Below are 19,834 nucleotides of genomic sequence, written 5' to 3'. Positions count from 1 at the left end.
TGGCCGAGGCTCATAGGGCGCAGGCCTTCTGGGCGTCGAAATTGAGAACCAACGGCTCGCCGGCGAAGTCGGCGGGCACGTCCTTGAAAGGTTGGGCTCGGTTCAGGGCCAGGATGGCGCGGGTCTCGCCGGCCTCGACGAGCTTGGGGTCGGCGCCGGAGCTGCGGACGATCTCCGGCTTGCCGATCACGCGGCCCGACGGCGACAGGGTGACCTTGACCGACACCTTTACCGACCGGCCGCCTTCGACGAAGCAGTTGGGGTTCCAGTATTCGTAGAGCGCCGCCTGCAGGCCCTTGAGCCATTCGCCGGGCGGACCGCCGCCGGCCCCGCCCTTGGGGGTGAGCTTCGGCGAGGTCGGGGGGCGGGGTTGGCCCTTGTTTCCGCCGCCCTTGGGCTGGCCGCCGCCGGTATTCTGGAGGCGCTTTTCGAGGTCGTCGAAGTCGAGGTTGGCCTGCTTCTGCGGCTTGGGCGAGGGCTGCGGCCTGGACTTCTCCTGGGCCTTCTCGGGCACGGGCTTGGGGGTCGGGGTCGGCTCGGGGGCCGGTGGCGCCACCGGTTCAGGCGGCAGCTCGGGGATCGGCTCCTCGGTCAGGGCGTCGAGTTCCTCTGGGCCAGCTTGCGTCTTGCGCAGCTCGGCCGGGCCGTCGCTGACGATGGTCACTGGCACGGCGCCAAGTGTGATCGGCCTGGACTGATGGGGCCAGGCGAACAGAGCAAGCGCCGCCACGCCCAGGTGGACGACCACCGAGGCGATCAGAGCGGGGGCAATCTGTCTCCGCTCTCTGGCCATGGATCAGACGCGCCCGGTCAGGGTCATTCGGGCGCCGCCTCGGACTTGGGACCGCTGCTCGGACCGCCGGTGTCGGTGATCAGGTTGATCTTCGTGAAGCCGCCGGTGCTGAGCGCCGCCATCACCTGGGCCACAACCTCGAAGGAGGCCAGGCCGTCGGCCCGGACATAGATCGGCCGCTCGAAGTTCTCGTTCGACAGGGCGCCCAGCCGGGCCTTCAGAACGGCGAAGGGAATCTCCTCCTCGCCGACATAGAGCTTGCCGTCTTTGCGGACCGTCAGGGTCAGGGGCTCGGACTGGTCCTGCAACGAGCCGGCCTCGGTCTTGGGCAGCTCGATGGAGACGCCGCTGGTCAGCAGCGGGGCGGAGATCATGAAAATGATCAGCAGCACCAGCATGACATCGACCAGGGGGGTGACGTTGATCTCCGACAGCGCTCCGCGCCGCCCACGGCCCCGCCGCCGACGGCGACCGCCGCCCGCGCCGAAGGCGTCGTTGGAGGAAAGGGCCATCCCCCTAGACCTTCTCGGCCAGGCGACGCTGGATGGCGGTCGACAGGTCGTCCGCGAAGCCCTCCAGCCGGGCGGCGAACTTGCCGGCGTCGGTCGAGAACTTGTTGTAGGCGATATAGGCCGGGATGGCGGCGATCAGGCCGAGCGCCGTCGCGAAAAGGGCCTCGGCGATGGCCGGGGCGACGACGGGCAGGGAGGTGTTCTGCTCGAGCGCGATGTTCTTGAAGGCGTTCATGATGCCCCAGACCGTGCCGAACAGGCCGATGAAGGGGCTGGCGGTGGCGACGATGGCCAGTGTGCCCAGGCCCTCTTCGGCCTTCTGGCTCTCGCGGGCGATGTTGCTGTCCAGGACGCGGTCGATGCGCTGGATGAGGAGGGCGGTCTGGGTGTCGCCGATGGCGCCCTTGGCCCGGGTGTCGCGCCATTCGCGCAGGGCGGCGTTGAGCAGGCGCGGCAGGGGGTGCTTCGAATTGCCGGCCTCCTGGGCGATCTCTTCCAGGGGACGGCCCGAGCCGACCTTGTCCTCGAAGGCGTTGGCCTGGCGGTTGAGGCCGCCGAAGCGGACGAACTTGTCGATGATCACCGCCCAGCTGACCAGCGACAGCACGGCCAGGCCGACCATGACGCCCTTGATGACCCAGTCGGCCTTCAGGAACAGGGCGACGAAGGAGAAGCTTTCGGGCGAAACGGCTGACGGTTCCATGCGGCTTTGGGCTCCCCCGGGATCAGTGTCGTCTTACCCGCATCATCTGCGCGGCTTTGGTGACAATAAGGCGTCGAAAAGACATGTGCCCTAGTGGTTAACCAGCTGTGACCGGAATGCACGCCCGCTCGTCGGCTGCGTGTAAGGCCGGCCGGGCGGAGGGCTGTCGAAGCGGACCAGCCATTATACCGTGGCGCCGGGACGGCCAGAGGCGGAAATCGCGCAAGGCCTTGAAAGTGCTGCGTTCCGGGGTGGCGACAGGCGCGGGGAATGTAGGCGCCGGCGTAGGCATGACGTAGGCGCCGGGGCTGGGAATGTTGATGTGAATGTGAGGCCGGCGCCTACGCGGCGAGAAGCTGCGCCGAAATCCCCGAAATGGGCGAAAAACAATATGTCTAGACTTATTCATCCGCCGCAGCGGGCGCGAACCACGGGCTCAGTTTGGCGGCCATGCCGGGCGGGGGTTTGGCGGGGCGGCCATCGAGGCGGATGCAGGCGGCGTTGACCACCGCCTCGGCGATCAGGTCGTCGCCCCGGGTGATGCGCTGGGTGATGAACAGGCGGGGCCCCTTGACCCGGTCATAGGTGGTGCGGACGACCAGGGCGTCGTCGATGCGGGCCGGGCGCTTGAAGTCGAGTTCGATGCGGGTGACGACGAAGGCGATGGGGCTGTCGCCGTCCAGCAGGTCGCTGTGCGAGACCCCGGCCATCCGCAGGAAGTCGCTGCGGCCGCGCTCGAAATAGCGCAGGTAGTTGGCGTGGTAGACGACGCCGGAGAAGTCGGTGTCCTCGTAGTAGATGCGCACGGGCAGGCGGTGCTCGCGGCCGACAAACTGGCCGGCGGTGGGTTCGGGCAGATCGCTCATCGAGAGGCCTTCAGATCGGGGTCGCGTCCGTCATAAGGGCCAGCCGCTCGATGAGGAAGGCATGGTCTTTGGCCGGATCGCCCCGGCCGAGCAGAAAGGCCAGGACCACGCCGATCAGCAGGGCGGGGGCGATGATCAGAAACGGCCAATAGCGTTCGAACAGGCCGCCGGCCACGGCGAAGACGCTGATCAGGCCGACGGTGGCGACCAGCAGGCCGAACCAGCCGCCGGCCAGCAGGGCGGCCAGGGGGTGCAGGCCACGGCGGCAGATCAGGGTGGCGCCGTCGCCGCTGCCCACGATGCTGACGTCCAGGCAGACGCGGAACAGGCTGCGCCAGCGCACCCGGCGGCGCAGGCTGGCGTAGCGGGGGCTGACCTCGCCGATAATGGCCTTGCCGCCGAACACCCGCCACGGGCTGTCGACGCCGGCCCGCAGGCGGGCGACACAGGTCTGTTGATCCAGCGGGGAGTGCATACGCGTCTCCGGGATCAGGGCGGGGCGGAAGGGGGAAATGACACGAACTCAAGGCGACCTGATCCCGCTACAATCGGATAGAGCGTGCCGAGGTTCCCCTGCGGGCAAGGGTTGAATGGCCCGTATTGGGTTCTCGTGGGCCTAGCGGACGATGGTGTCGCGCGGCCGTTGCGGCGCGATCTTCCCGTTCGAGGCCTGGAGCATGACGTCGACCAGCACGCTATCGGTGTTGTCGGCGGGGTCTCGCTGGGCGAGCGAGTAGAGGGTGATGCCGCCGCTGACCAGCAGGCCAACCAGAAGGCCCAGCAGGGGCGGGATCGGCCTGGGCAGCAGGCCGCCGAGAAGGGCCGCGGTGGCGATCCCGGCGAAGACACCCGGGATGGCGATGCCGGCCAGGAACAGGGGCGGCCCGATGAGCAGCCAGATGCGGGATTGGCCATGGCGGGGGAGGATGACGAACAGGCTGGTTCGGGACGCCGTCGCCTGGGTTCGATAACTGTAGAGACCGGCCGGGCCGATGGTGGCGCCGGTCAGCACGGTGGGGCCGTCCGGGGTCACCTCGCGGAAATCGTTCTCCAGGGCGTTGACGACGGAGATCCAGTCGAGGTCGGTGTCGATCACCGTCAGGCGCCACATCGCCATGACTACTCGCCCTCAAACAGGCTTCCCTGCGCCTTGGGCGCCAGGCCGGGCGGGGTCGGCGGTTCCGCTAAGCCCAGGTGCAGATAGGCCTTGCCGCAGGCGACGCGGCCGCGCGGGGTGCGCTGGATGAAGCCCTGCTGCATCAGGTAGGGCTCGATGACGTCCTCGACGGCGTCGCGGGCCTCGGCGATGGCGTAGGCAAGGGTTTCGACGCCGGCCGGGCCGCCGTTGTAGTGCTCGATCAGGGCCCGCAGGTAGCGGCGGTCGAGGCTGTCGAGGCCGTGTTCGTCCACCTCGAGGCGGGCGAGAGCGCGGGCGGCGTGCTTCTGGTCGATGACCTCGGCCCCGTCGGCGGCGGCGAAGTCGCGGACCCGGCGCAGGAGGCGGCCGGCGACGCGGGGGGTGCCCCGCGAGCGGGCGGCGATCTCGGCGGCGCCGTCGTCGCTGACGGCGATGCCCATGCGGCGCGAGGCGTGGTCGATGACCAGCTTGAGTTCGGCCTGGGTGTAGAACTCCAGGCGGATCGGGATGCCGAAGCGGTCGCGCAACGGCGTCGCCAGAAGCCCGGCGCGGGTGGTGGCGGCGACCAGGGTGAAGGGGGCGAGATCAATGCGGATCGAGCGGGCCGAGGGGCCTTCGCCGATGACCAGGTCGAGGACCTGATCCTCCATGGCCGGGTAGAGGATTTCCTCGACGTTGCTGCTCAGGCGATGGATTTCGTCGATGAACAGGACGTCGTTGGGTTCGAGGTTGGTCAGGATGGCGGCCAGATCGCCGGCCTTGGCCAGGACGGGGCCGCTGGTGGCGCGGAAGTTGACCCCCAGTTCGCGGGCGACGATCTGGGCAAGCGTGGTCTTGCCCAGGCCCGGCGGGCCGAACAGCAGGACGTGGTCGAGCGGCTCGCCCCGGGCCCGGGCGGCGTCGATGAAGACCTTGAGGTTGGCCTTGGCCCCCTGCTGGCCGACGAACTCGGCCAGGGTCTGGGGCCGCATGGCCTTGTCGGGACCCTCGGTGGGGGCTTCGGAGGGGGAGACGATGCGGGTCATCTTCCGTCCCTCCCCGAATGGGGAGGGCAGGCGCGCGTTGCGCGCCGGGTGGGGCAGTGGGTCACTGGCCCGGGCCGGTGAGGCGTCTTCATGGTCCTGCAGAGGAGTCGGCTACCGACTTCCCCACCCGACGCGCGTAACCGCGCGTCTGCCCTCCCCATTCGGGGAGGGAGGTTTGCCGGGCTCATCGGCCCAGCTCCTGCAGGCCGGCCTTGATCAGGGCCGAGACCCCGGCGTCTTCACCCAGCCGGAGATGGGCCTGTTCGACCACGCGGCGGGCCATGGGTTCGGCGACGCCGAGGCCCATCAATGCAGACACCGCTTCACCGGTCGCGCTCGGCGCCGCCGCGCGGGGGGCGGCAGTGTTCGGCGCGAAAATCGCCGGGCCGTCGCTGATCGGCTTGTCCTTCAGTTCGGTGACGATGCGTTGGGCCAGCTTGGGACCGACGCCGTTGGCGCGGCCGATCAGGGCCTTGTCCTCGCGGGCGATGGCGCCGGCCAGTTCGGCCGGGGAGGCGACGTCGAGCACGGCCATGGCGGCCTTGGGCCCGACGCCCTGGATGGCGCGCAGCAGGACGAAGGCGCGGCGCTCGTCGCGGGCCAGGAAGCCGTAGAGCTGCGGGCCGATCTGCTCGCTCCAGGGGTTTTCGGTGTGCAGCACCGTCTCCTCGCCGACGGGCGGCAGGCGGCTGAGCGTGCGGGCCCCGCAGCGGACGACATAGCCGACGCCGCCGACATCGATCAGGCATTCGTCCTCGCCGATCTCGGCGACGATGCCGCGCAGCCGGCCGATCATGCGACTCTCCCGAGCGCCTTGCGCAGGCTGTGGTGGGTGACCTGGCCGATGGCGCGGGCCTTGCGGGCGTGGGCGTGGGCAATGGCGACGGCGAGGGCGTCGGCGGCGTCGGCGGTGGCGCCGCCGGCGGTCGGCAGGAGGCGGGCGATCATGTAGGCGACCTGGGTCTTGTCGGCCCCGCCGGTGCCGACCACCGACTTCTTGACCTCCTTGGCCGAGTATTCGGCGACGAGGAGACCCGCCTTGGCGGGGGCGATCATGGCGGCGGCGCGGGCGTGGCCGAGCTTCAGCGTCGACTGGGCGTTGGTGTTGAGGAAGGTCTCCTCGACCGCGGCCTCATGCGGCGCGTAGGTCTCGATGACGCCGGTGATGCCCTCGAACAGGCAGAGCAGGCGGTCGGAGAAGGGGGCCTTGTCGTCGGGCGAGATGACCCCGTGCGCGACCCAGCTCAGCCGGGCGCCCTCGACGTCGATGACGCCCCAGCCGGTCTTGCGAAGGCCCGGATCGAGCCCGAGGAGTCGGATCGTGTTCGCCATATGTTTCCCTACATTGGCGAGGATTCTGAAGAAAGTGCAAACGTGGGGTGGCGCAACACCGTCCTGCTCCCTTCCCCTCGAGGGGGAAGGGTCGGGGTTGGGGTGCTCGCGCCGGCTTTGAAGGGGAGGAATAGGAGGGCGCCGGCGCCTCTCGAGCCCTTCCGGACGCACCGAGCGAGCACCCCTCCCAACCCTCCCCCTCGAGGGGAGGGCTTTCAGTTCAGTGATTCCGGGGCGCGATCTCGAATTCCACCACGTTGCGGTTGTCGCGCAGCATGGCGGCCAGCTCGTCCATCTTGGCGCGGCTCCTGGCGCGGACGGTGGCGCCGTGCTCGATCAGGCTGCCCTTCTTCATCAGGCGGTGGCTGAAGGGGGCCGGGTCGAGGCCCAGTTCGAGGATCTGGCGGCGTAGCTCGGCGGTGTCGGGGGCCGAGTCGCGGGCGTAGCGGATGGTCACCTCGGCAAGGGCCTGTTGCGGCAGCCAGCGGTCGATGGCCCGGAAGGTGTTGAGGATGATCAGGGCCAGCACCGTGCCGCCGATGGCCACGCTCCAGAAGCCGACGCCGTAGAGGATGCCGAGCGCCGAGGTGATCCAGATCGAGGCCGCCGTGGTCAGGCCGTGGACGGTGAAGCCCTCGCGGAAGATGACGCCGCCGCCCAGGAAGCCGACCCCGGTCAGGATGCCGTGGCTCATGCGGACGGGATCGATACGGATGACGTCATGCGGCGTACTGCCGCCGGCCCAGGCGAACTGGTGGTTGGCCGCGACCATCAGCATGGCGCTGGTCAAACATAAGAGGGCGTGGGTGCGAAAGCCTGCCGGCTGGCCGCGATGGCCACGCTCGACGCCGATCAGGCTGCCGGCGACGAGCGCGCCGAGCAGAGGCAGAAAATACTCGGGATGAAAGACCCGAGCGTCGAGAAATTCCATGGATAACCCTCCGGGAGCGGATCATTGACCCGTTCGCCGGAATTGCAAATAGCCTTGTGAATCGAACGGCTTGCGGCCGATCAACCCAGCTTCGCCAGGTCCTCGTCGCTGATGTCGAAGTTGGCGTAGACGTTCTGGACGTCGTCCTCGTCGTCGAGGGTGTCGATCAGCTTCATGATGGTCGCCACCGCGTCGCCCTCGACCGGGACCAGCATCTTCGGCCGCCAGGTGATGGCGGTGGTCTTGGGATCGCCCAGCGTACCGGTCAGGGCGTCGATGACGGCGGTCATGTCCTCGAAGGCGGTCCAGATGACGTGGCTGTCCTCGTCGGACTCGACGTCCTCGGCGCCGGCCTCGATGGCGGCTTCCATGACAGCGTCTTCCGAACCGGCCGACGCCGGGTAGGTGATCTGGCCCATGCGGTCGAAATTGAAGCTGACCGAGCCTGTTTCGCCCAGCGCCCCGCCGTTCTTGGCGAAGATCGAGCGGACGTTGGCGGCGGCGCGGTTCTTGTTGTCGGTCAGGGCCTCGACGATGACGCCGACGCCGCCCGGGCCGAAGCCTTCGTAGCGGATCTCGTCATAGCTTTCGGCGTCGCCGCCCTGGCCCTTCTTGATGGCGCGTTCGATGACGTCCTTGGGCAGGCTCTCGGCCTTGGCGTTGTTGACCGCCAGGCGCAGGCGCGGGTTCATCGAGGGATCCGGCAGGCCGGTCTTGGCGGCGACGGTGATTTCGCGGGAGAGCTTGGAGAACAGCTTGGACCGGGCGGCGTCGGCGCGGCCCTTGCGGTGCATGATGTTCTTGAACTTTGAGTGGCCGGCCATGGTCGGTCTTCTGTCTGGACGTGAATTGAAGGACGGCGGTTCTAGCCGGACAAGGCGGCTCTGTCATCCGGGCGCGGATTCGGTCTAGCCTTGCGGGAAATACGGGGAGACGGGGATGAGTGACGCGAAGCGCGGCGGCAGCCATCTGACGGTGATCGGCGGGGCGTCGGCGGGCACCATCTTCGAATGGTACGACTTCTATCTGTACGGCTCGCTGGCCGGCTTCATCTCCAAACACTTCTTCAGCGGGGTCAACGAAACCACCGGCTACATCTTCGCCCTGCTGGCCTTCGCCGCCGGCTTCTTCGTGCGGCCGTTCGGGGCCGTGGTGTTCGGACGGCTGGGCGACCTGTGGGGGCGCAAGAACACCTTCCTGGTCACCATGCTGCTGATGGGTGGCTCGACCTTCGTGGTCGGGCTGTTGCCGGACTACAAGACCATCGGGGTGGCGGCGCCGATCCTGCTGGTGCTGATGCGACTGATCCAGGGGCTGGCGCTCGGCGGGGAGTACGGCGGGGCGGCGACCTATGTCGCCGAGCATGCGCCGCCCGGGAAGCGGGGGCTCTACACCAGCTTCATCCAGACGACGGCGACGCTGGGCCTGTTCCTGTCGCTGATCGTCATCCTGGGGGTGCGCGGCCAGACGGGCGAGGACGCCTTCGCCGACTGGGGCTGGCGGATACCGTTCCTGGCTTCGATCCTGCTGCTGGGCGTCAGTCTGTGGATCCGGCTGAAGCTGGGCGAGAGCCCGGTGTTCCAGAAGATGGTCGAGGAAGGGCGGGCGGCGAAGAAGCCGCTCAGCGAGGCCTTCGCCGACGGCAAGAATCTGAAGCTGGTCATCCTGGCGCTGGTGGGCCTCACCGCCGGTCAGGCGGTGGTCTGGTACACGGGCCAGTTCTACGCCCTGTTCTTCCTCGAGAAGACGCTGAAGGTCGACGGGCCGACGGCCAACACCCTGGTGGCGATTGCGCTGTTGATGGGGACGCCGTTCTTCATCGTCTTCGGCTGGCTGTCGGACCGGATCGGGCGCAAGCCCGTGATCCTGGTCGGCTGCCTGATCGCGGCGCTGAGTTTCTTCCCGCTGTTCAAGGCCCTGACCGTGGCGGCCAATCCGGCGCTGGCGGCGGCGACCGCCAGCGCGCCGGTCAAGGTGATCGCCGATCCGGCCGCCTGCAGCTTCCAGTTCGATCCGGTGGGCAAGACCGCCTTCACCAACAGCTGCGACGTGGCCAAGTCTGCCCTGGCCTCGGCGGGGGTGTCCTATGAAAATGTCGCCGCCCCGGCCGGGAGCGTGGCCGTGGTCGAGGTCGGTGGGGCTAAGGTGGCCTCCTTCGAAGGCGCGGGCATGGCGACCAAGGCCTTCACCGAAGCGCAGACCGCCTGGCGCAAGGAACTGGGCGCGGCGCTGAAGACCGCCGGCTATCCGGCCAAGGCCGACGCGGCGGCGATGAACAAGCCGTTGGTCGTGGCCATCCTGTTCGCCCTCGTGCTGCTGGTGACGATGGTCTACGGTCCGATCGCCGCCGCCCTGGTCGAGATGTTCCCGGCCCGCATCCGCTACACCTCGATGAGCCTGCCCTACCACGTCGGCAACGGCTGGTTCGGCGGCTTCCTGCCGACCACGGCCTTCGCCATGGTCGCCGCCACGGGCAACATCTACTACGGGCTCTGGTACCCCGTGGTGGTGGCTGCGGCGACGGCGGTGATCGGGTTCCTGTTCGTCAAGGAGATGAAGGGCGCCGACATCGACGCCTAAGTTCCTCCCCCATCGGGGGAGGGGGACCATCGCGCAGCGATGGTGGAGGGGGTCCCCACCGGCGGTTCAGCTTCGAGAAGTTTACCCGCCGACCTGGGCGGTGACCCCCTCCGTCAGCGGCTTCGCCGCTGCCACCTCCCCCGAGAGGGGGAGGAACTATGGACGCACCACGATCGACGCAAAGACGCTGTGGAACTTGCCGTCGGCGCCCGGCGGTTCGAGGAACACTGTCGACAGCATGACCTCCCCGGCGACGTCGACCGGCAGGGTGACGACGCCGGCCGCGTCGGTCTTGAGATTGCGGCCGGGCTTGCCGGGGGTGAACAGGCGCACCGTCTGACCGGGCAGGAACAGGGTGACGTCCTTGACCAGCTTGAAGCGGCGCGGCGCCGGGCCAGGGTCGAGGGCGACGAACTCGACGGGCTGGCCGACCGGGCGCATCGCCGTGCGGCTGTCGGCGCACGGGGCGACACAGGTCAGGGCCTTGGCGGCCTTGATGTAGACCTCGTTCCATTCGCCGCCGGCCTCGAGGGCCTTCCAGGCATCGCGCACGGCGGGGGTGGGGTCGGCCTCGTCGAAGTATTCGGCGACGTCGCTTGAGGCCATGGTGATCGGCTGCGGGCTCAGGGTGACGGCGGCCACGGCGACGCCTGGTCGGTCAGGGGTGAAGGCGAACAGCAGTTCGCCCTGGCCGGGACCGGTGATTTCCAGCGGGACGGTGTCGTCTTCCTGCAGGGTGATGGCCGACTGGACGCGCGTGGTTTTGGGGCCGGTGTCGGTGGCCGGGAAGGCCATGCCGCTGGTGAAGCCGACGGTGAACGGCTGGCCGACGTTGGCCGGGCCGGCGGAAGGGCGCAGCCAGGACTCATGGGCGGCAGCATCAAACGTGACGAAGGAGGCCACCGCGAGTAAGGCCAATAGCCGGGTTGCACGGTGTCGCTGGCCCATAGTGCCCATTACAATCGACGCTCTATTCACGATCTGTGGGAAGACGGGCAGCTCACGTCTTGTCGACAGGTCCGGGCTTGGGTTTCGGCTGTGCGACGACCTTTTTCTCGGCGAGCTTCATCTCGATTATTCTCGGAGCAAGATTACCAATGCCATTAACACTGGCTTGCTCGCCTGATTTTCCTAGGCGACCCAAGAAGTCGATGGAAGATCGCGGATCTCGGAAGCGGTTCATTTCATTTCTTCTGGGCTGATGTACCCGTGTTGGCCGGCGTAGTCGGCTGAGTGTTCGAACTCGGCTGAGTTGGTTGCTGTGAATTCGAGGGGCTGAGACGGCCGAGGCCACTCAGGCTCTTTTGCATCGGCGCTTCTATTCGAGTTCGCGGATCAGAGTTTGAGTCGGTCATTTCGGCTTGTCCTTCTTTGCATCGGGCTTCGGGGGGATCGGCGCAGGTTTGGGTGCCGGTGCCGGTGCCAGTCGCCCGATGCCCGCTAGACTATCTTGCCCAAGCTTGGGTGGCGGGCCCGCCTTATCTGGGGTCTTCAAAGACGCGATCTCCTGCCGATGAAGTTTTTCGATTAGCAGCTTCGCCTGCATCCCACCCGCAACGACGATGAGGACAATGGCGATAGCAAATATTACGCCCAAGGCGTTGTCGAGCCAATCCAAGCTGGACTGCTCGCTGCCGCTTATACAATTTTCAAGAATACGCCCATTGTGTTGGAATATGTAGACGGCGATGAGCGCGGACAGCGCAAACGCAGAACCACTTGCGCAATATAAATAGATGGCCGCCGAGTTTAGTGTTGTTGATTGAGCTAAGACTGCAAAAATAATTGCAATTCCCCCTGACGATATCGTCAGAATGGATTTGTCTTTTTCTAATCTTGTTTGAATCCACCCATTTACGCACGCTTCATAGAACGCCAACTCTCTTGCCGCCAAATCAGAGGAACCCACAGGCTGGGTCTCCGCGTTGGTCGGCGCAAGAAACGCGCGAATCGCATTTTGAAGGCGAAGTTCTAGGGTCATGCTCTTCCAAGGAGAGCATGACCCGAGTCGTGATTCGGCGGCTAGGCCGGTTGCAGGCTCTTGTCGATCTTGATGGTCAGTTCGCCGCTCTCGTAGCGCTTGGCCATCTTCGCCGTGCTCAGCGGCTTGATCTTGCCGGCCCAGCCCTCGGCCCCGAACTCCTCGAAGCGCTGCTGGCAGATCTTGCGCATGGCTTCCTTGGCGGGCTTCAGATAGGCGCGCGGGTCGAACTCTCCGGGCTTGAGGGCCATTACCTTGCGGATGGCGCCGGTCATGGCCATGCGGTTGTCGGTGTCGATGTTGATCTTGCGGACGCCGTGCTTGATGCCACGCTGGATCTCCTCGACCGGCACGCCCCAGGTCTCGGGCATCTCGCCGCCGTAGGCGTTGATGATCTCCTGCAAGTCCTTCGGAACGGACGAGGAGCCGTGCATCACCAGGTGGGTGTTGGGCAGGCGGTGGTGGATTTCCTCGATGACGTTCATGGCCAGCACTGCGCCGTCGGGCTGGCGGCTGAACTTGTAGGCGCCGTGGCTGGTGCCCATGGCGATGGCGAGGGCGTCGACCTGGGTGCGCTTGACGAAGTCGACGGCTTGGTCCGGATCGGTCAGCAGGGCCGAGTGGTCGAGCTTGCCCTCGAAGCCGTGGCCGTCCTCGGCCTCGCCCATGCCGGTCTCCAGGCTGCCGAGCACGCCCAGCTCGCCCTCGACGGAGACGCCGCAGCTGTGGGCCATCTCAACGACGCGGCGGGTGACCTCGACGTTGTACTCGTAGGAGGCGGGGGTCTTGGCGTCCTCTTCGAGGGAGCCATCCATCATCACGCTGGTGAAGCCGTACTGGATGGCGGTGGCGCAGGTGGCCGGGCCGTTGCCGTGGTCCTGGTGCATGCAGACGGGGATGTGAGGGTAGATCTCGACCAGGGCGTCGATCAGCCGGGCCAGCATGATGTCGTTGGCGTAGTTCCGCGCCCCGCGGCTGGCCTGGATGATGACCGGCGCGTCGACGGCGTCGGCCGCCTCCATGATGGCCAGGCCCTGTTCCATGTTGTTGATGTTGAAGGCGGGCAGGCCGTAGTCGTGCTCGGCGGCGTGGTCGAGCAGCTGGCGCAGGGTGATGCGGGCCACGGGGAACTCCTTGCGGGGCGTGTTTTGATTTTGTGGGGCGGGTTTAGCCGCGAGGGGCGCGAGAGTCACCCCCGGTTGTCACGGGCGCGTGATCACGATTGGGGCGGGGCCAACTCCTGCGGCAGGCCGTCGCCGATCTCGTAGTAGTCGCCCTTGCTGCCGACGAAGATGTGCTTGCTGAGCTTCAGGCCGGTCGGGCCGTCGAGCGCTCCCATGGCGAAGGCGATCTTCTTGCCGTGGACGGGGTCCCAGAACAGCTGGGAGCCGCAGGTTCCGCAGAAGCCGCGACGGACCTTGTCGGATGAGGCGTACCAGCGAAGGGCGTCCTGGCCCTCGATGGTCAGGTCTTCCTTGAGGACGTCGGCCGAGGCCCAGAAGTGGCCGGAGGCCTTGCGGCACATGCCACAGTGGCAGGCGTCGGAATGGTCGATGACGGCATCGGTCGAAAAGCGCACCGCGCCGCAGAGGCAGGAGCCCTTGTGCATCATGCACTCCGGAAGAAAGGGGCGCCGGCCGTCAGAGGCCGGCGCCGATAGGTCCTACAGGCGGTGCATCGCGCACAGCTTGTTGCCGTCGGGATCGCGCAGGTAGGCGAGGTACAGCTTGCCGACGCTGCCTTCGCGCACGCCGGGCGGGTCTTCGATGGAGGTCCCGCCGGCTTCGACGCCGGCGTCGTGCCAGGTCTTGACCTGCTCGGGCGAGTCGCAAGCGAAGCCGATGGTGCCGCCGTTGGCATGGCAGGCCGGCTGGCCGTCGATGGGCTCGGAGACGCAGAAGGCGCCCTTGGGGCTCATGTAGAACATGCGGTAGCCATCGACCATCGACGGGCCGACGCCGAGGGTGGCCATCAGCTTGTCGTAGAAGGCCTTGGATTTCTGAAGGTCGTTGGTGCCGACCATGACGTGCGAGAACATTGTGGTTTCTTCCCCTTTGATGACGGGCGTCGGCTGAGACAAACGCTCGTTCGAATCCGATCTTGAAGGGAAGTGGGGCGCCCGCGCAACCTTCCAGGACGCGCGCCCGAAGGCGCTAGACCTCCAGCGCCGTCACGCCGGGCAGTTCCTTGCCTTCCATCCATTCGAGGAAGGCGCCGCCGGCGGTGCTGACGAACGTCATCTCGCCCGCCACGCCGGCATGGTTCAGGGCCGCGACGGTGTCGCCGCCACCGGCGACGGCGACCAGCTGGCCGGCGGTGGTCAGCTGCGCCGCATGCCTGGCGGCCGCGACTGTGGCGGCGTCGAAGGGCGGGAGTTCGAAGACGCCGAGGGGGCCGTTCCAGATCAGGGTGCTGGAGGCGTCCATGGCGGCCAGCAGGCGTTTGGTGGTCTCGGGACCGGCGTCGAGGATGCGGTCGTCGGCGGCGAGGGCGTCGAGGCCTTGGATCTTGTGGGCGGCGCCGGCCTTGAACTCGGTGGCGGTGACGACGTCGACGGGGAGCAGGAGTTCGCAACCGGCGGTCTTGGCCGACTCCATGATTTCGCGGGCGGTGTCGCCCAGGTCGTGCTCGCAGAGGCTGGCGCCGACGTCGATGCCTTGCGCCGCCAGGAAGGTGTTGGCCATGCCGCCGCCGATGGCCAGGCGGTCGAGCTTGGTCACCAGGTTGTTGAGGAGGTCGAGCTTGGTCGAGACCTTGGAGCCGCCGACGATGCCGAGCACCGGGCGCTTGGGTTGGCCGAGGGCGGCGTCGAGAGCCTCCAGCTCACGCTGCATCGAGAGGCCCGGATAGGCCGGCAGCAGGCGGGCGATGCCGTCGGTCGAGGCGTGGGCGCGGTGGGCGGCGCTGAAGGCGTCGTTGACGTAGAGGTCGCCGAAGGCGGCCAGCTCGGTGACGAAGGCCGGGTCGTTGGCCTCTTCGCCCGGATGGAAGCGCAGGTTCTCGAACAGCGCGACGCCGCCGTCTTCGAGTTTGGTGACGACCTTGTAGGCGGGCTCGCCGATGCAGTCGTCGGCGAACAGCACCGGTTGTTCGAGCAGGGCCGACAGCGGCTCGGCGATGGGGGCCAGGCTCATGGCCGGCACGCGCTTGCCCTTGGGCCGGTCGAAGTGGGCCAGCAGGATGGTCTTGGCGCCCTTGGTCGACAGGTAGCGGATGGTCGGCAGCACGGCGCGCAGGCGGGTGTCGTCGGTGATCACGCCGTCGGCCATGGGGACGTTGAGATCGACCCTGACCAGGACGCGCTTGCCGGCGAGGTCGGCGGTTTCGAGGGAGCGGAAGGGCATTTTCAAACTCCGTCATCCCGGCCGCAGCGCGAAGCGCGAAGAGCCGGGACCCAGGGGCCACCAGTACAGGCGGCGGATACAGCGAGATCACGCACCCCCTGGGTCCCGGATCAGCCCTGCGGGCTGTCCGGGATGACGGGAGTGAGTAGGTCTTAGAGGAACTTCGCCATCACCAGGGCGGTGTCGCTCATCCGCGTCGCGAAGCCCCATTCGTTGTCGTACCAGGTCAGGACCCGGGCCAGCTTGCCGTCGACGACTTGCGTCTGGGGCAGGGCGGCGGTCGAGCTGGCGGCGACGTGGTTGAGGTCGATGGAGACCAGCGGGTCGTTGGTGGTGGCCAGGACGCCCGACATCGGGCCGTCGGCGGCTGCCTGCAGGGCGGCGTTGATCTCGGCGACCGTCACGTCGCGGCCGGCCACGACCTTGAGGTCGACGACCGAGACGTTGGGGGTGGGAACGCGGATCGAGCTGCCGTCCAGCTTGCCCTTCAGTTCCGGCAGCACCAGGCCCAGCGCCTTGGCGGCGCCGGTCGAGGTCGGGATCATGCTCAGGGCGGCGGCGCGGCCGCGGTAGAGGTCCTTGTGCATGGTGTCGAGCGTCGGCTGGTCGCCGGTGTAGCTGTGGATGGTGGTCATGTAGCCACGCTCGATGCCGAACAGGTCGTTGAGGACCTTGGCGACCGGGGCGAGGGCGTTGGTGGTGCAGCTGCCGTTGGAGACGACGATGTCGTCGGCGGTCAGGGTTTCGTGGTTGACCTTGTAGACGATGGTCTTGTCGGCGTTGTCGGCCGGGGCCGAGACGAGGACGCGCTTGGCGCCGGCGGTCAGGTGAGCGCTGGCCTTGTCCTTGGACGTGAAGATGCCGGTGCATTCGAAGGCGATGTCGACGCCAAGCGCCTTGTGCGGCAGGTTGGCCGGATCGCGCTCGGCGGTGACCTTGATCTTGCCCATGCCGACGTCGATCCAGTCTTCACCGGTCGTCACCGTGCCGGGGAAGCGGCCATGGACGCTGTCGTAGCGCAGCAGGTGGGCGTTGGTCTCGACGGGGCCGAGATCGTTGATGCCGACAACCTCGATGTCCGTGCGGCCATGTTCGGCGATCGAGCGGAGGACGAGACGGCCGATACGGCCAAAGCCGTTGATGGCGACGCGGATGGTCATGGGTGGAGGGCTCCCGGCGACGATTTCGTGAATGGCCGGGGGTTTTGCGTTTGGGGGGCGGGAAGTCAACCCTTGGGGCCGTCAACCCGCGTTACCGGATGTAATCCGCACCCCGCCTGCACGGAGCTTTCAGTCCCGCCGCAGCCGCTGGCCGCCCGGTTGCAGGCTGCCCACGATCTCGAAGGCGATGACCTTGCCGGCGGGGTCGCGTTCGAAGACGACGCGGCGGCCGGGGTCGACCTCGGCGTAGAAGACGTCCTTGGCCACCGGCTGGATGGCCCAGGCCGGGCGGCGGCCGCGCTTGACGACCAGCTTGCCGCCCTCTTCGGCGATGGCGACGTCGCCAAAGCTGCCGATGTAGTCGGCCTTGGCATAGGCGGGCGGGGCGGCGCGGGCCTTCAGGGCTTCGAGGGCCCAGTGGCTGTCGTTGGCGACGGGGCCTTTGGCGGTCTTGAGGATGGCTTCCAGAGCCAGGACCTGGGCGGTGTCGAGGGCCTCGGTGGCGGGGACCTTGACGTCGGGCTGGACGCCGGCCCCTTCCCAGTTGGCCTTGGTGATCGGGTTCACGGGGCTGCCGCGCGAGATGAAGATGGCGTAGCCGTCGCCGAGCGGAGCCGGGCCGCCGGGATTGGCCGCGCCGCCGGTGGCCTCGCCGACGATGGTGGCGCGCTTGGCCGCCTGAAGCGTGTAGGGCAGGGCCTCGGCGGCCGAGCCGGTGCGGCCGCTGGTCAGGATGTAGACTGGAACCTCGAGGCGGGGCCTGGCGTACCAGACCGGCGGGGTCTCGTCGTTGGTCCCCTGGCGGCTGTGGAAGACGTTGTAGATCGGGGCGTTCTTCGCGGTGAAGGCGCTGACCAGATAGCCAACCATGGCCGGCGAGCCGCCGCCGTTGTCGCGCAGGTCGATGATCAGGGCGTCGGCGTTGGCGACCAGGGCCAGGGCGGCGTCGGCGGCGGCCTTGGCCGGTTCGCCGTCGGCCTCGAAGTGGGCGAACTGGCTGATCTGGATGTAGCCGATGCCGCCGGGCAGCAGCTTCACTTCCTTGAAACCGTAGTTGGCTCGGCGGACGGCGGCCTCTTCGTCGGGGCTCGGCGGGCGCGGGCCGGGGCCGCCAGGGCGGGGACCCGGCGCGCCCGGCCGGTAGCTGACGTTGAAATGGTGATCGAGCGGGCGCAGGCGGGTGCTGAGCGCCGTGGCCAGGTCGCGCGGGTCGGTCAGGTTGTCGTACTGGCCGGCCGCCGCTTCCTTGCGCAGGTCGGCCGCGATCGCCGCGCCCTTGGCGGGGTCAAAATAGAGGTCCTCGATGGCCTTGGCCGTGCGGGTGACGACCTCGCGCGGCGGCGGAGCCTGCTGGGCCAGGGCGGTGGTGGGCAGCAGCAGGGCGAGCGCGGCGGCGGCGGCGCGAATGAGCATTGGGGGTCCCTCCGATATCGCCTTCAGTTGGACGATTGGCGAGGGGTTAGACCAGTGAATTTGCCGTAAGGTGTCGGCGGTGAAACAGAGGCGGGGGAGCGTCTAGGAACCGCGGACGACTTTCACCTTCGAAGCCGCCTCGGCGGCCCGGGTCCGCGCCTCGTCGGTGTCCGCCCCCCGCGCAATCGCCACGCCCATGCGGCGGCGTTCGAAGGCTTCGGGCTTGCCGAACAGGCGCACGTCTGCGCCCGGGACCGCCAGAGCGTCGGCCACGCCCTCAAACCCGACCCCGACCGCTTCCATGCCGCCGTAGATCACCGCGCTGGCGCCCGGGCGCTCGAGGGTGACATCGACCGGCAGGCCGAGGATGGCGCGGGCGTGCAGGGCGAACTCGCTGTAGGTCTGGGTGGCAAGCGTGACCAGGCCCGTGTCGTGCGGCCGGGGGCTGACCTCGCTGAACCAGACGTCGTCGCCCTTCACGAACAGCTCGACGCCGAACAGGCCACGCCCGCTGAGCGCGGCGGTGACCTTGCCGGCCATGTCGCGGGCGCGCTCGAGGGCCAGGGGGCTCATCTGCTGGGGCTGCCAGCTTTCGACGTAGTCGCCCTTGACCTGGCGGTGGCCGACCGGGGCGCAGAAGCTGGTCTGGATCTGGCCCGCCGCATCGAGCGAGCGGACGGTGAGCAGGGTGATCTCGTAGTCGAAGGCGATGCGGCCCTCGACGATGACCTTGGCCTCGGCGACGCGGCCGGCCGACAGGGCGTACTCCCAGGCGGCGGCGACGTCGGCGGGCGTCTCGACATAGGACTGGCCCTTGCCCGAGCTGCTCATCACCGGTTTGACGAAGCAGGGAAAGCCGACCTTGGCGGCGCCGGCTTCGAGTTCGGCTTGCGTGGTGGCGAAGGCATAGGGGCTGGTCGGAAGCCCAAGCTCCTCGGCGGCCAGGCGGCGGATGCCCTCGCGGTTCATGGTCAGCTGGGTGGCGCGGGCGGTGGGGATGACGGTGGCCAGGCCATCGGCCTCGATGCGGGCCAGCTCGTCGGTGGCGATGGCCTCGATCTCCGGCACGATCAGGTGCGGGCGTTCGGCCTCGACCAGGGCGCGCAGGGCGGCCGCATCGGTCATCTGGATGACGTGGCTGCGGTGGGCGACCTGCATGGCCGGCGCATTGGCGTAGCGATCAACGCCGATCACCTCGACGCCGAGCCGCTGCAGTTCGATGACCACTTCCTTGCCGAGCTCGCCGCAGCCGAGCAGCATCACCTTGACGGCGTTGGGGGCGAGGGGCGTTCCGAGTTTCATTGGTAGTTCTTGGCCTTCTTGGCGAAGTCGATGGCGTCAGTCAGGCCGGGCTTGGCGCCGCGCTTGCGCAGTTCGTCGGTCTTCATGACCACCGGGTCGTTGCAGGCCTGGACGACATGGGCGACCTCGGCCATCTGCATGGCCACGCCCTGTTTCTTGGCGTCGATCCACAGCACCAGGCTGGTGGCCTGGTCATAGACGTCGTCACAGTCGCGGTCCTGGCGCTGGGCCTTGGCGGCGGCGCGGTAGAAGTCGAGCAGGGCGGGGGCCTGGACGACGCCGATCTGGCTGCCGTCGCCACCATCGAGCAGGGCGTTGGGGGTGACGAGGTCGGCCGGCAGATATTCGGCCCAGTCGATGGGACGGCCGCTGTTCAGGTCGTAGGTCAGGGCCAGCTGGCTGATGTTGGGGTAGGGGCCGCCGCATTCGGCGTAGTCGCTGGCGTAGAGGCTGAGGAAGGGCTGGCCGGTCATCGGGGCGGTGATGGCCCGTTCGAAGGTGTTGGGCGCCTTGCCGCAATCCTTCATGGACTTCTTGGCGCGGGCGTCGGCACGGCCGAGGGCCTGGTTGATCTTTTCGATCTTGGGACCAGCCGGATTGACGATGCGCGGGAAGGCATCGGTTCGCTCGCCCAGCGGATTCTGGCCCTGCAGGCCGATGCCGCCCGCAGCGAGGGCGGGCAGGGCGAGGGCCGAGGCGGCGAGGACGGCGAGGGTCAGGCGGCGCATGTTTTCAGTCTCCCGAAGGGGCCCGG

General features: G+C 67.9%; 23 protein-coding genes and 1 pseudogene. 2 read left to right on the top strand and 22 right to left on the bottom strand.

The features are described 5' to 3' along the window. Positions 1 to 10: 10 nt before the first annotated feature. From AC2YG9_RS02565 to AC2YG9_RS02515, 11 genes are all read right to left on the bottom strand, one after another. Positions 11 to 793: a TonB C-terminal domain-containing protein gene (locus AC2YG9_RS02565; RefSeq protein WP_487296349.1), complete on the bottom strand. Its 783-nt coding sequence runs from the start codon at positions 791 to 793 to the stop codon at positions 11 to 13. Positions 794 to 816: 23 nt separating this feature from the next. Next, complete coding sequence (locus AC2YG9_RS02560; protein ID WP_487296348.1) at positions 817 to 1,305, bottom strand: ExbD/TolR family protein; 489 nt, start codon at positions 1,303 to 1,305, stop codon at positions 817 to 819. A gap of 4 nt (positions 1,306 to 1,309) precedes the next feature. Beyond that, a complete protein-coding gene (tolQ, locus tag AC2YG9_RS02555; protein WP_487296347.1) occupies positions 1,310 to 2,008 on the bottom strand; it encodes a protein TolQ in 699 nt (232 codons plus the stop codon). A gap of 401 nt (positions 2,009 to 2,409) precedes the next feature. Beyond that, the gene (ybgC, locus tag AC2YG9_RS02550; RefSeq protein WP_487296346.1) at positions 2,410 to 2,874 is read right to left on the bottom strand and encodes a tol-pal system-associated acyl-CoA thioesterase; all 465 of its coding nucleotides are present in this window, start codon (positions 2,872 to 2,874) and stop codon (positions 2,410 to 2,412) included. 10 nt (positions 2,875 to 2,884) lie between these two features. Next, complete coding sequence (locus AC2YG9_RS02545; protein WP_487296345.1) at positions 2,885 to 3,349, bottom strand: hypothetical protein; 465 nt, start codon at positions 3,347 to 3,349, stop codon at positions 2,885 to 2,887. A gap of 141 nt (positions 3,350 to 3,490) precedes the next feature. After that, positions 3,491 to 3,991 carry a hypothetical protein gene (locus tag AC2YG9_RS02540; protein ID WP_487296344.1) on the bottom strand — a complete coding sequence of 167 codons (501 nt, stop codon included), beginning with the start codon at positions 3,989 to 3,991 and terminating at the stop codon, positions 3,491 to 3,493. 2 nt (positions 3,992 to 3,993) lie between these two features. Further along, positions 3,994 to 5,037, bottom strand: coding sequence for a Holliday junction branch migration DNA helicase RuvB (gene ruvB, locus AC2YG9_RS02535; protein WP_487296343.1), 1,044 nt, complete (start codon positions 5,035 to 5,037; stop codon positions 3,994 to 3,996). Between the two features lie 184 nt (positions 5,038 to 5,221). After that, positions 5,222 to 5,833, bottom strand: a complete 612-nt coding sequence (gene ruvA / locus AC2YG9_RS02530; RefSeq protein ID WP_487296342.1) for a Holliday junction branch migration protein RuvA — start codon at positions 5,831 to 5,833, stop codon at positions 5,222 to 5,224. Continuing rightward, positions 5,830 to 6,369: a crossover junction endodeoxyribonuclease RuvC gene (gene ruvC / locus AC2YG9_RS02525; RefSeq protein WP_487296341.1), complete on the bottom strand. Its 540-nt coding sequence runs from the start codon at positions 6,367 to 6,369 to the stop codon at positions 5,830 to 5,832. The genes ruvA and ruvC overlap by 4 nt, the downstream gene beginning before the upstream one ends. Positions 6,370 to 6,589: 220 nt before the next feature. Then, entirely contained in the window at positions 6,590 to 7,300 is a 711-nt protein-coding gene (locus AC2YG9_RS02520; RefSeq protein ID WP_487296340.1) for an MgtC/SapB family protein, read from the bottom strand. A gap of 80 nt (positions 7,301 to 7,380) precedes the next feature. After that, complete coding sequence (locus tag AC2YG9_RS02515) at positions 7,381 to 8,124, bottom strand: YebC/PmpR family DNA-binding transcriptional regulator (protein WP_487296339.1); 744 nt, start codon at positions 8,122 to 8,124, stop codon at positions 7,381 to 7,383. A gap of 115 nt (positions 8,125 to 8,239) precedes the next feature. On the opposite strand from AC2YG9_RS02515, the gene AC2YG9_RS02510 reads away from it, so the two are divergent. Next, positions 8,240 to 9,880, top strand: a complete 1,641-nt coding sequence (locus tag AC2YG9_RS02510; protein WP_487296338.1) for an MFS transporter — start codon at positions 8,240 to 8,242, stop codon at positions 9,878 to 9,880. Between the two features lie 156 nt (positions 9,881 to 10,036). On the opposite strand, the gene AC2YG9_RS02505 is transcribed toward AC2YG9_RS02510, so the two are convergent. The 7 genes from AC2YG9_RS02505 to AC2YG9_RS02475 form a co-directional block, all read right to left on the bottom strand. Next, positions 10,037 to 10,783, bottom strand: coding sequence for a DUF4198 domain-containing protein (locus AC2YG9_RS02505; RefSeq protein ID WP_487296337.1), 747 nt, complete (start codon positions 10,781 to 10,783; stop codon positions 10,037 to 10,039). Positions 10,784 to 10,880: 97 nt separating this feature from the next. Further along, complete coding sequence (locus tag AC2YG9_RS02500; RefSeq protein WP_487296336.1) at positions 10,881 to 11,063, bottom strand: hypothetical protein; 183 nt, start codon at positions 11,061 to 11,063, stop codon at positions 10,881 to 10,883. A gap of 168 nt (positions 11,064 to 11,231) precedes the next feature. Next, entirely contained in the window at positions 11,232 to 11,861 is a 630-nt protein-coding gene (locus AC2YG9_RS02495) for a hypothetical protein (protein WP_487296335.1), read from the bottom strand. 41 nt (positions 11,862 to 11,902) lie between these two features. Then, positions 11,903 to 12,985 (bottom strand): class II fructose-bisphosphate aldolase, encoded by a 1,083-nt coding sequence (fba, locus tag AC2YG9_RS02490; protein ID WP_487296334.1) that lies wholly within the window; start codon positions 12,983 to 12,985, stop codon positions 11,903 to 11,905. 92 nt (positions 12,986 to 13,077) lie between these two features. Continuing rightward, positions 13,078 to 13,470 (bottom strand): GFA family protein, encoded by a 393-nt coding sequence (locus AC2YG9_RS02485; protein WP_487296333.1) that lies wholly within the window; start codon positions 13,468 to 13,470, stop codon positions 13,078 to 13,080. Positions 13,471 to 13,524: 54 nt separating this feature from the next. Continuing rightward, positions 13,525 to 13,899 carry a VOC family protein gene (locus AC2YG9_RS02480; protein ID WP_487296332.1) on the bottom strand — a complete coding sequence of 125 codons (375 nt, stop codon included), beginning with the start codon at positions 13,897 to 13,899 and terminating at the stop codon, positions 13,525 to 13,527. A gap of 115 nt (positions 13,900 to 14,014) precedes the next feature. Next, entirely contained in the window at positions 14,015 to 15,205 is a 1,191-nt protein-coding gene (locus AC2YG9_RS02475; protein ID WP_487296331.1) for a phosphoglycerate kinase, read from the bottom strand. Positions 15,206 to 15,237: 32 nt separating this feature from the next. Here AC2YG9_RS02475 and AC2YG9_RS02470 point away from each other — a divergent pair. Continuing rightward, positions 15,238 to 15,354, top strand: a pseudogene (locus AC2YG9_RS02470) (hypothetical protein); the annotation flags it as partial. 3 nt (positions 15,355 to 15,357) lie between these two features. On the opposite strand, the gene gap reads toward AC2YG9_RS02470, so the two are convergent. The 4 genes from gap to AC2YG9_RS02450 all read right to left on the bottom strand — a co-directional run bounded on the left by gap (position 15,358) and on the right by AC2YG9_RS02450 (position 19,808). Then, positions 15,358 to 16,365 carry a type I glyceraldehyde-3-phosphate dehydrogenase gene (gene gap / locus AC2YG9_RS02465; protein WP_487296330.1) on the bottom strand — a complete coding sequence of 336 codons (1,008 nt, stop codon included), beginning with the start codon at positions 16,363 to 16,365 and terminating at the stop codon, positions 15,358 to 15,360. Positions 16,366 to 16,494: 129 nt separating this feature from the next. After that, on the bottom strand, positions 16,495 to 17,778 hold the full coding sequence (locus AC2YG9_RS02460) for a S41 family peptidase (RefSeq protein ID WP_487296329.1): 1,284 nt from the start codon (positions 17,776 to 17,778) through the stop codon (positions 16,495 to 16,497). A 102-nt stretch (positions 17,779 to 17,880) separates the two neighbouring features. Beyond that, the gene (gene purT, locus AC2YG9_RS02455; RefSeq protein WP_487296328.1) at positions 17,881 to 19,080 is read right to left on the bottom strand and encodes a formate-dependent phosphoribosylglycinamide formyltransferase; all 1,200 of its coding nucleotides are present in this window, start codon (positions 19,078 to 19,080) and stop codon (positions 17,881 to 17,883) included. After that, complete coding sequence (locus AC2YG9_RS02450; protein ID WP_487296327.1) at positions 19,077 to 19,808, bottom strand: hypothetical protein; 732 nt, start codon at positions 19,806 to 19,808, stop codon at positions 19,077 to 19,079. The genes purT and AC2YG9_RS02450 overlap by 4 nt, the downstream gene beginning before the upstream one ends. Between the last annotated feature and the right edge of the window lie 26 nt (positions 19,809 to 19,834).

The sequence above is a fragment of the Caulobacter sp. SRI_014 genome (genome assembly GCF_057586315.1).
This window is presented reverse-complemented; position numbering and strand designations above follow the sequence as displayed.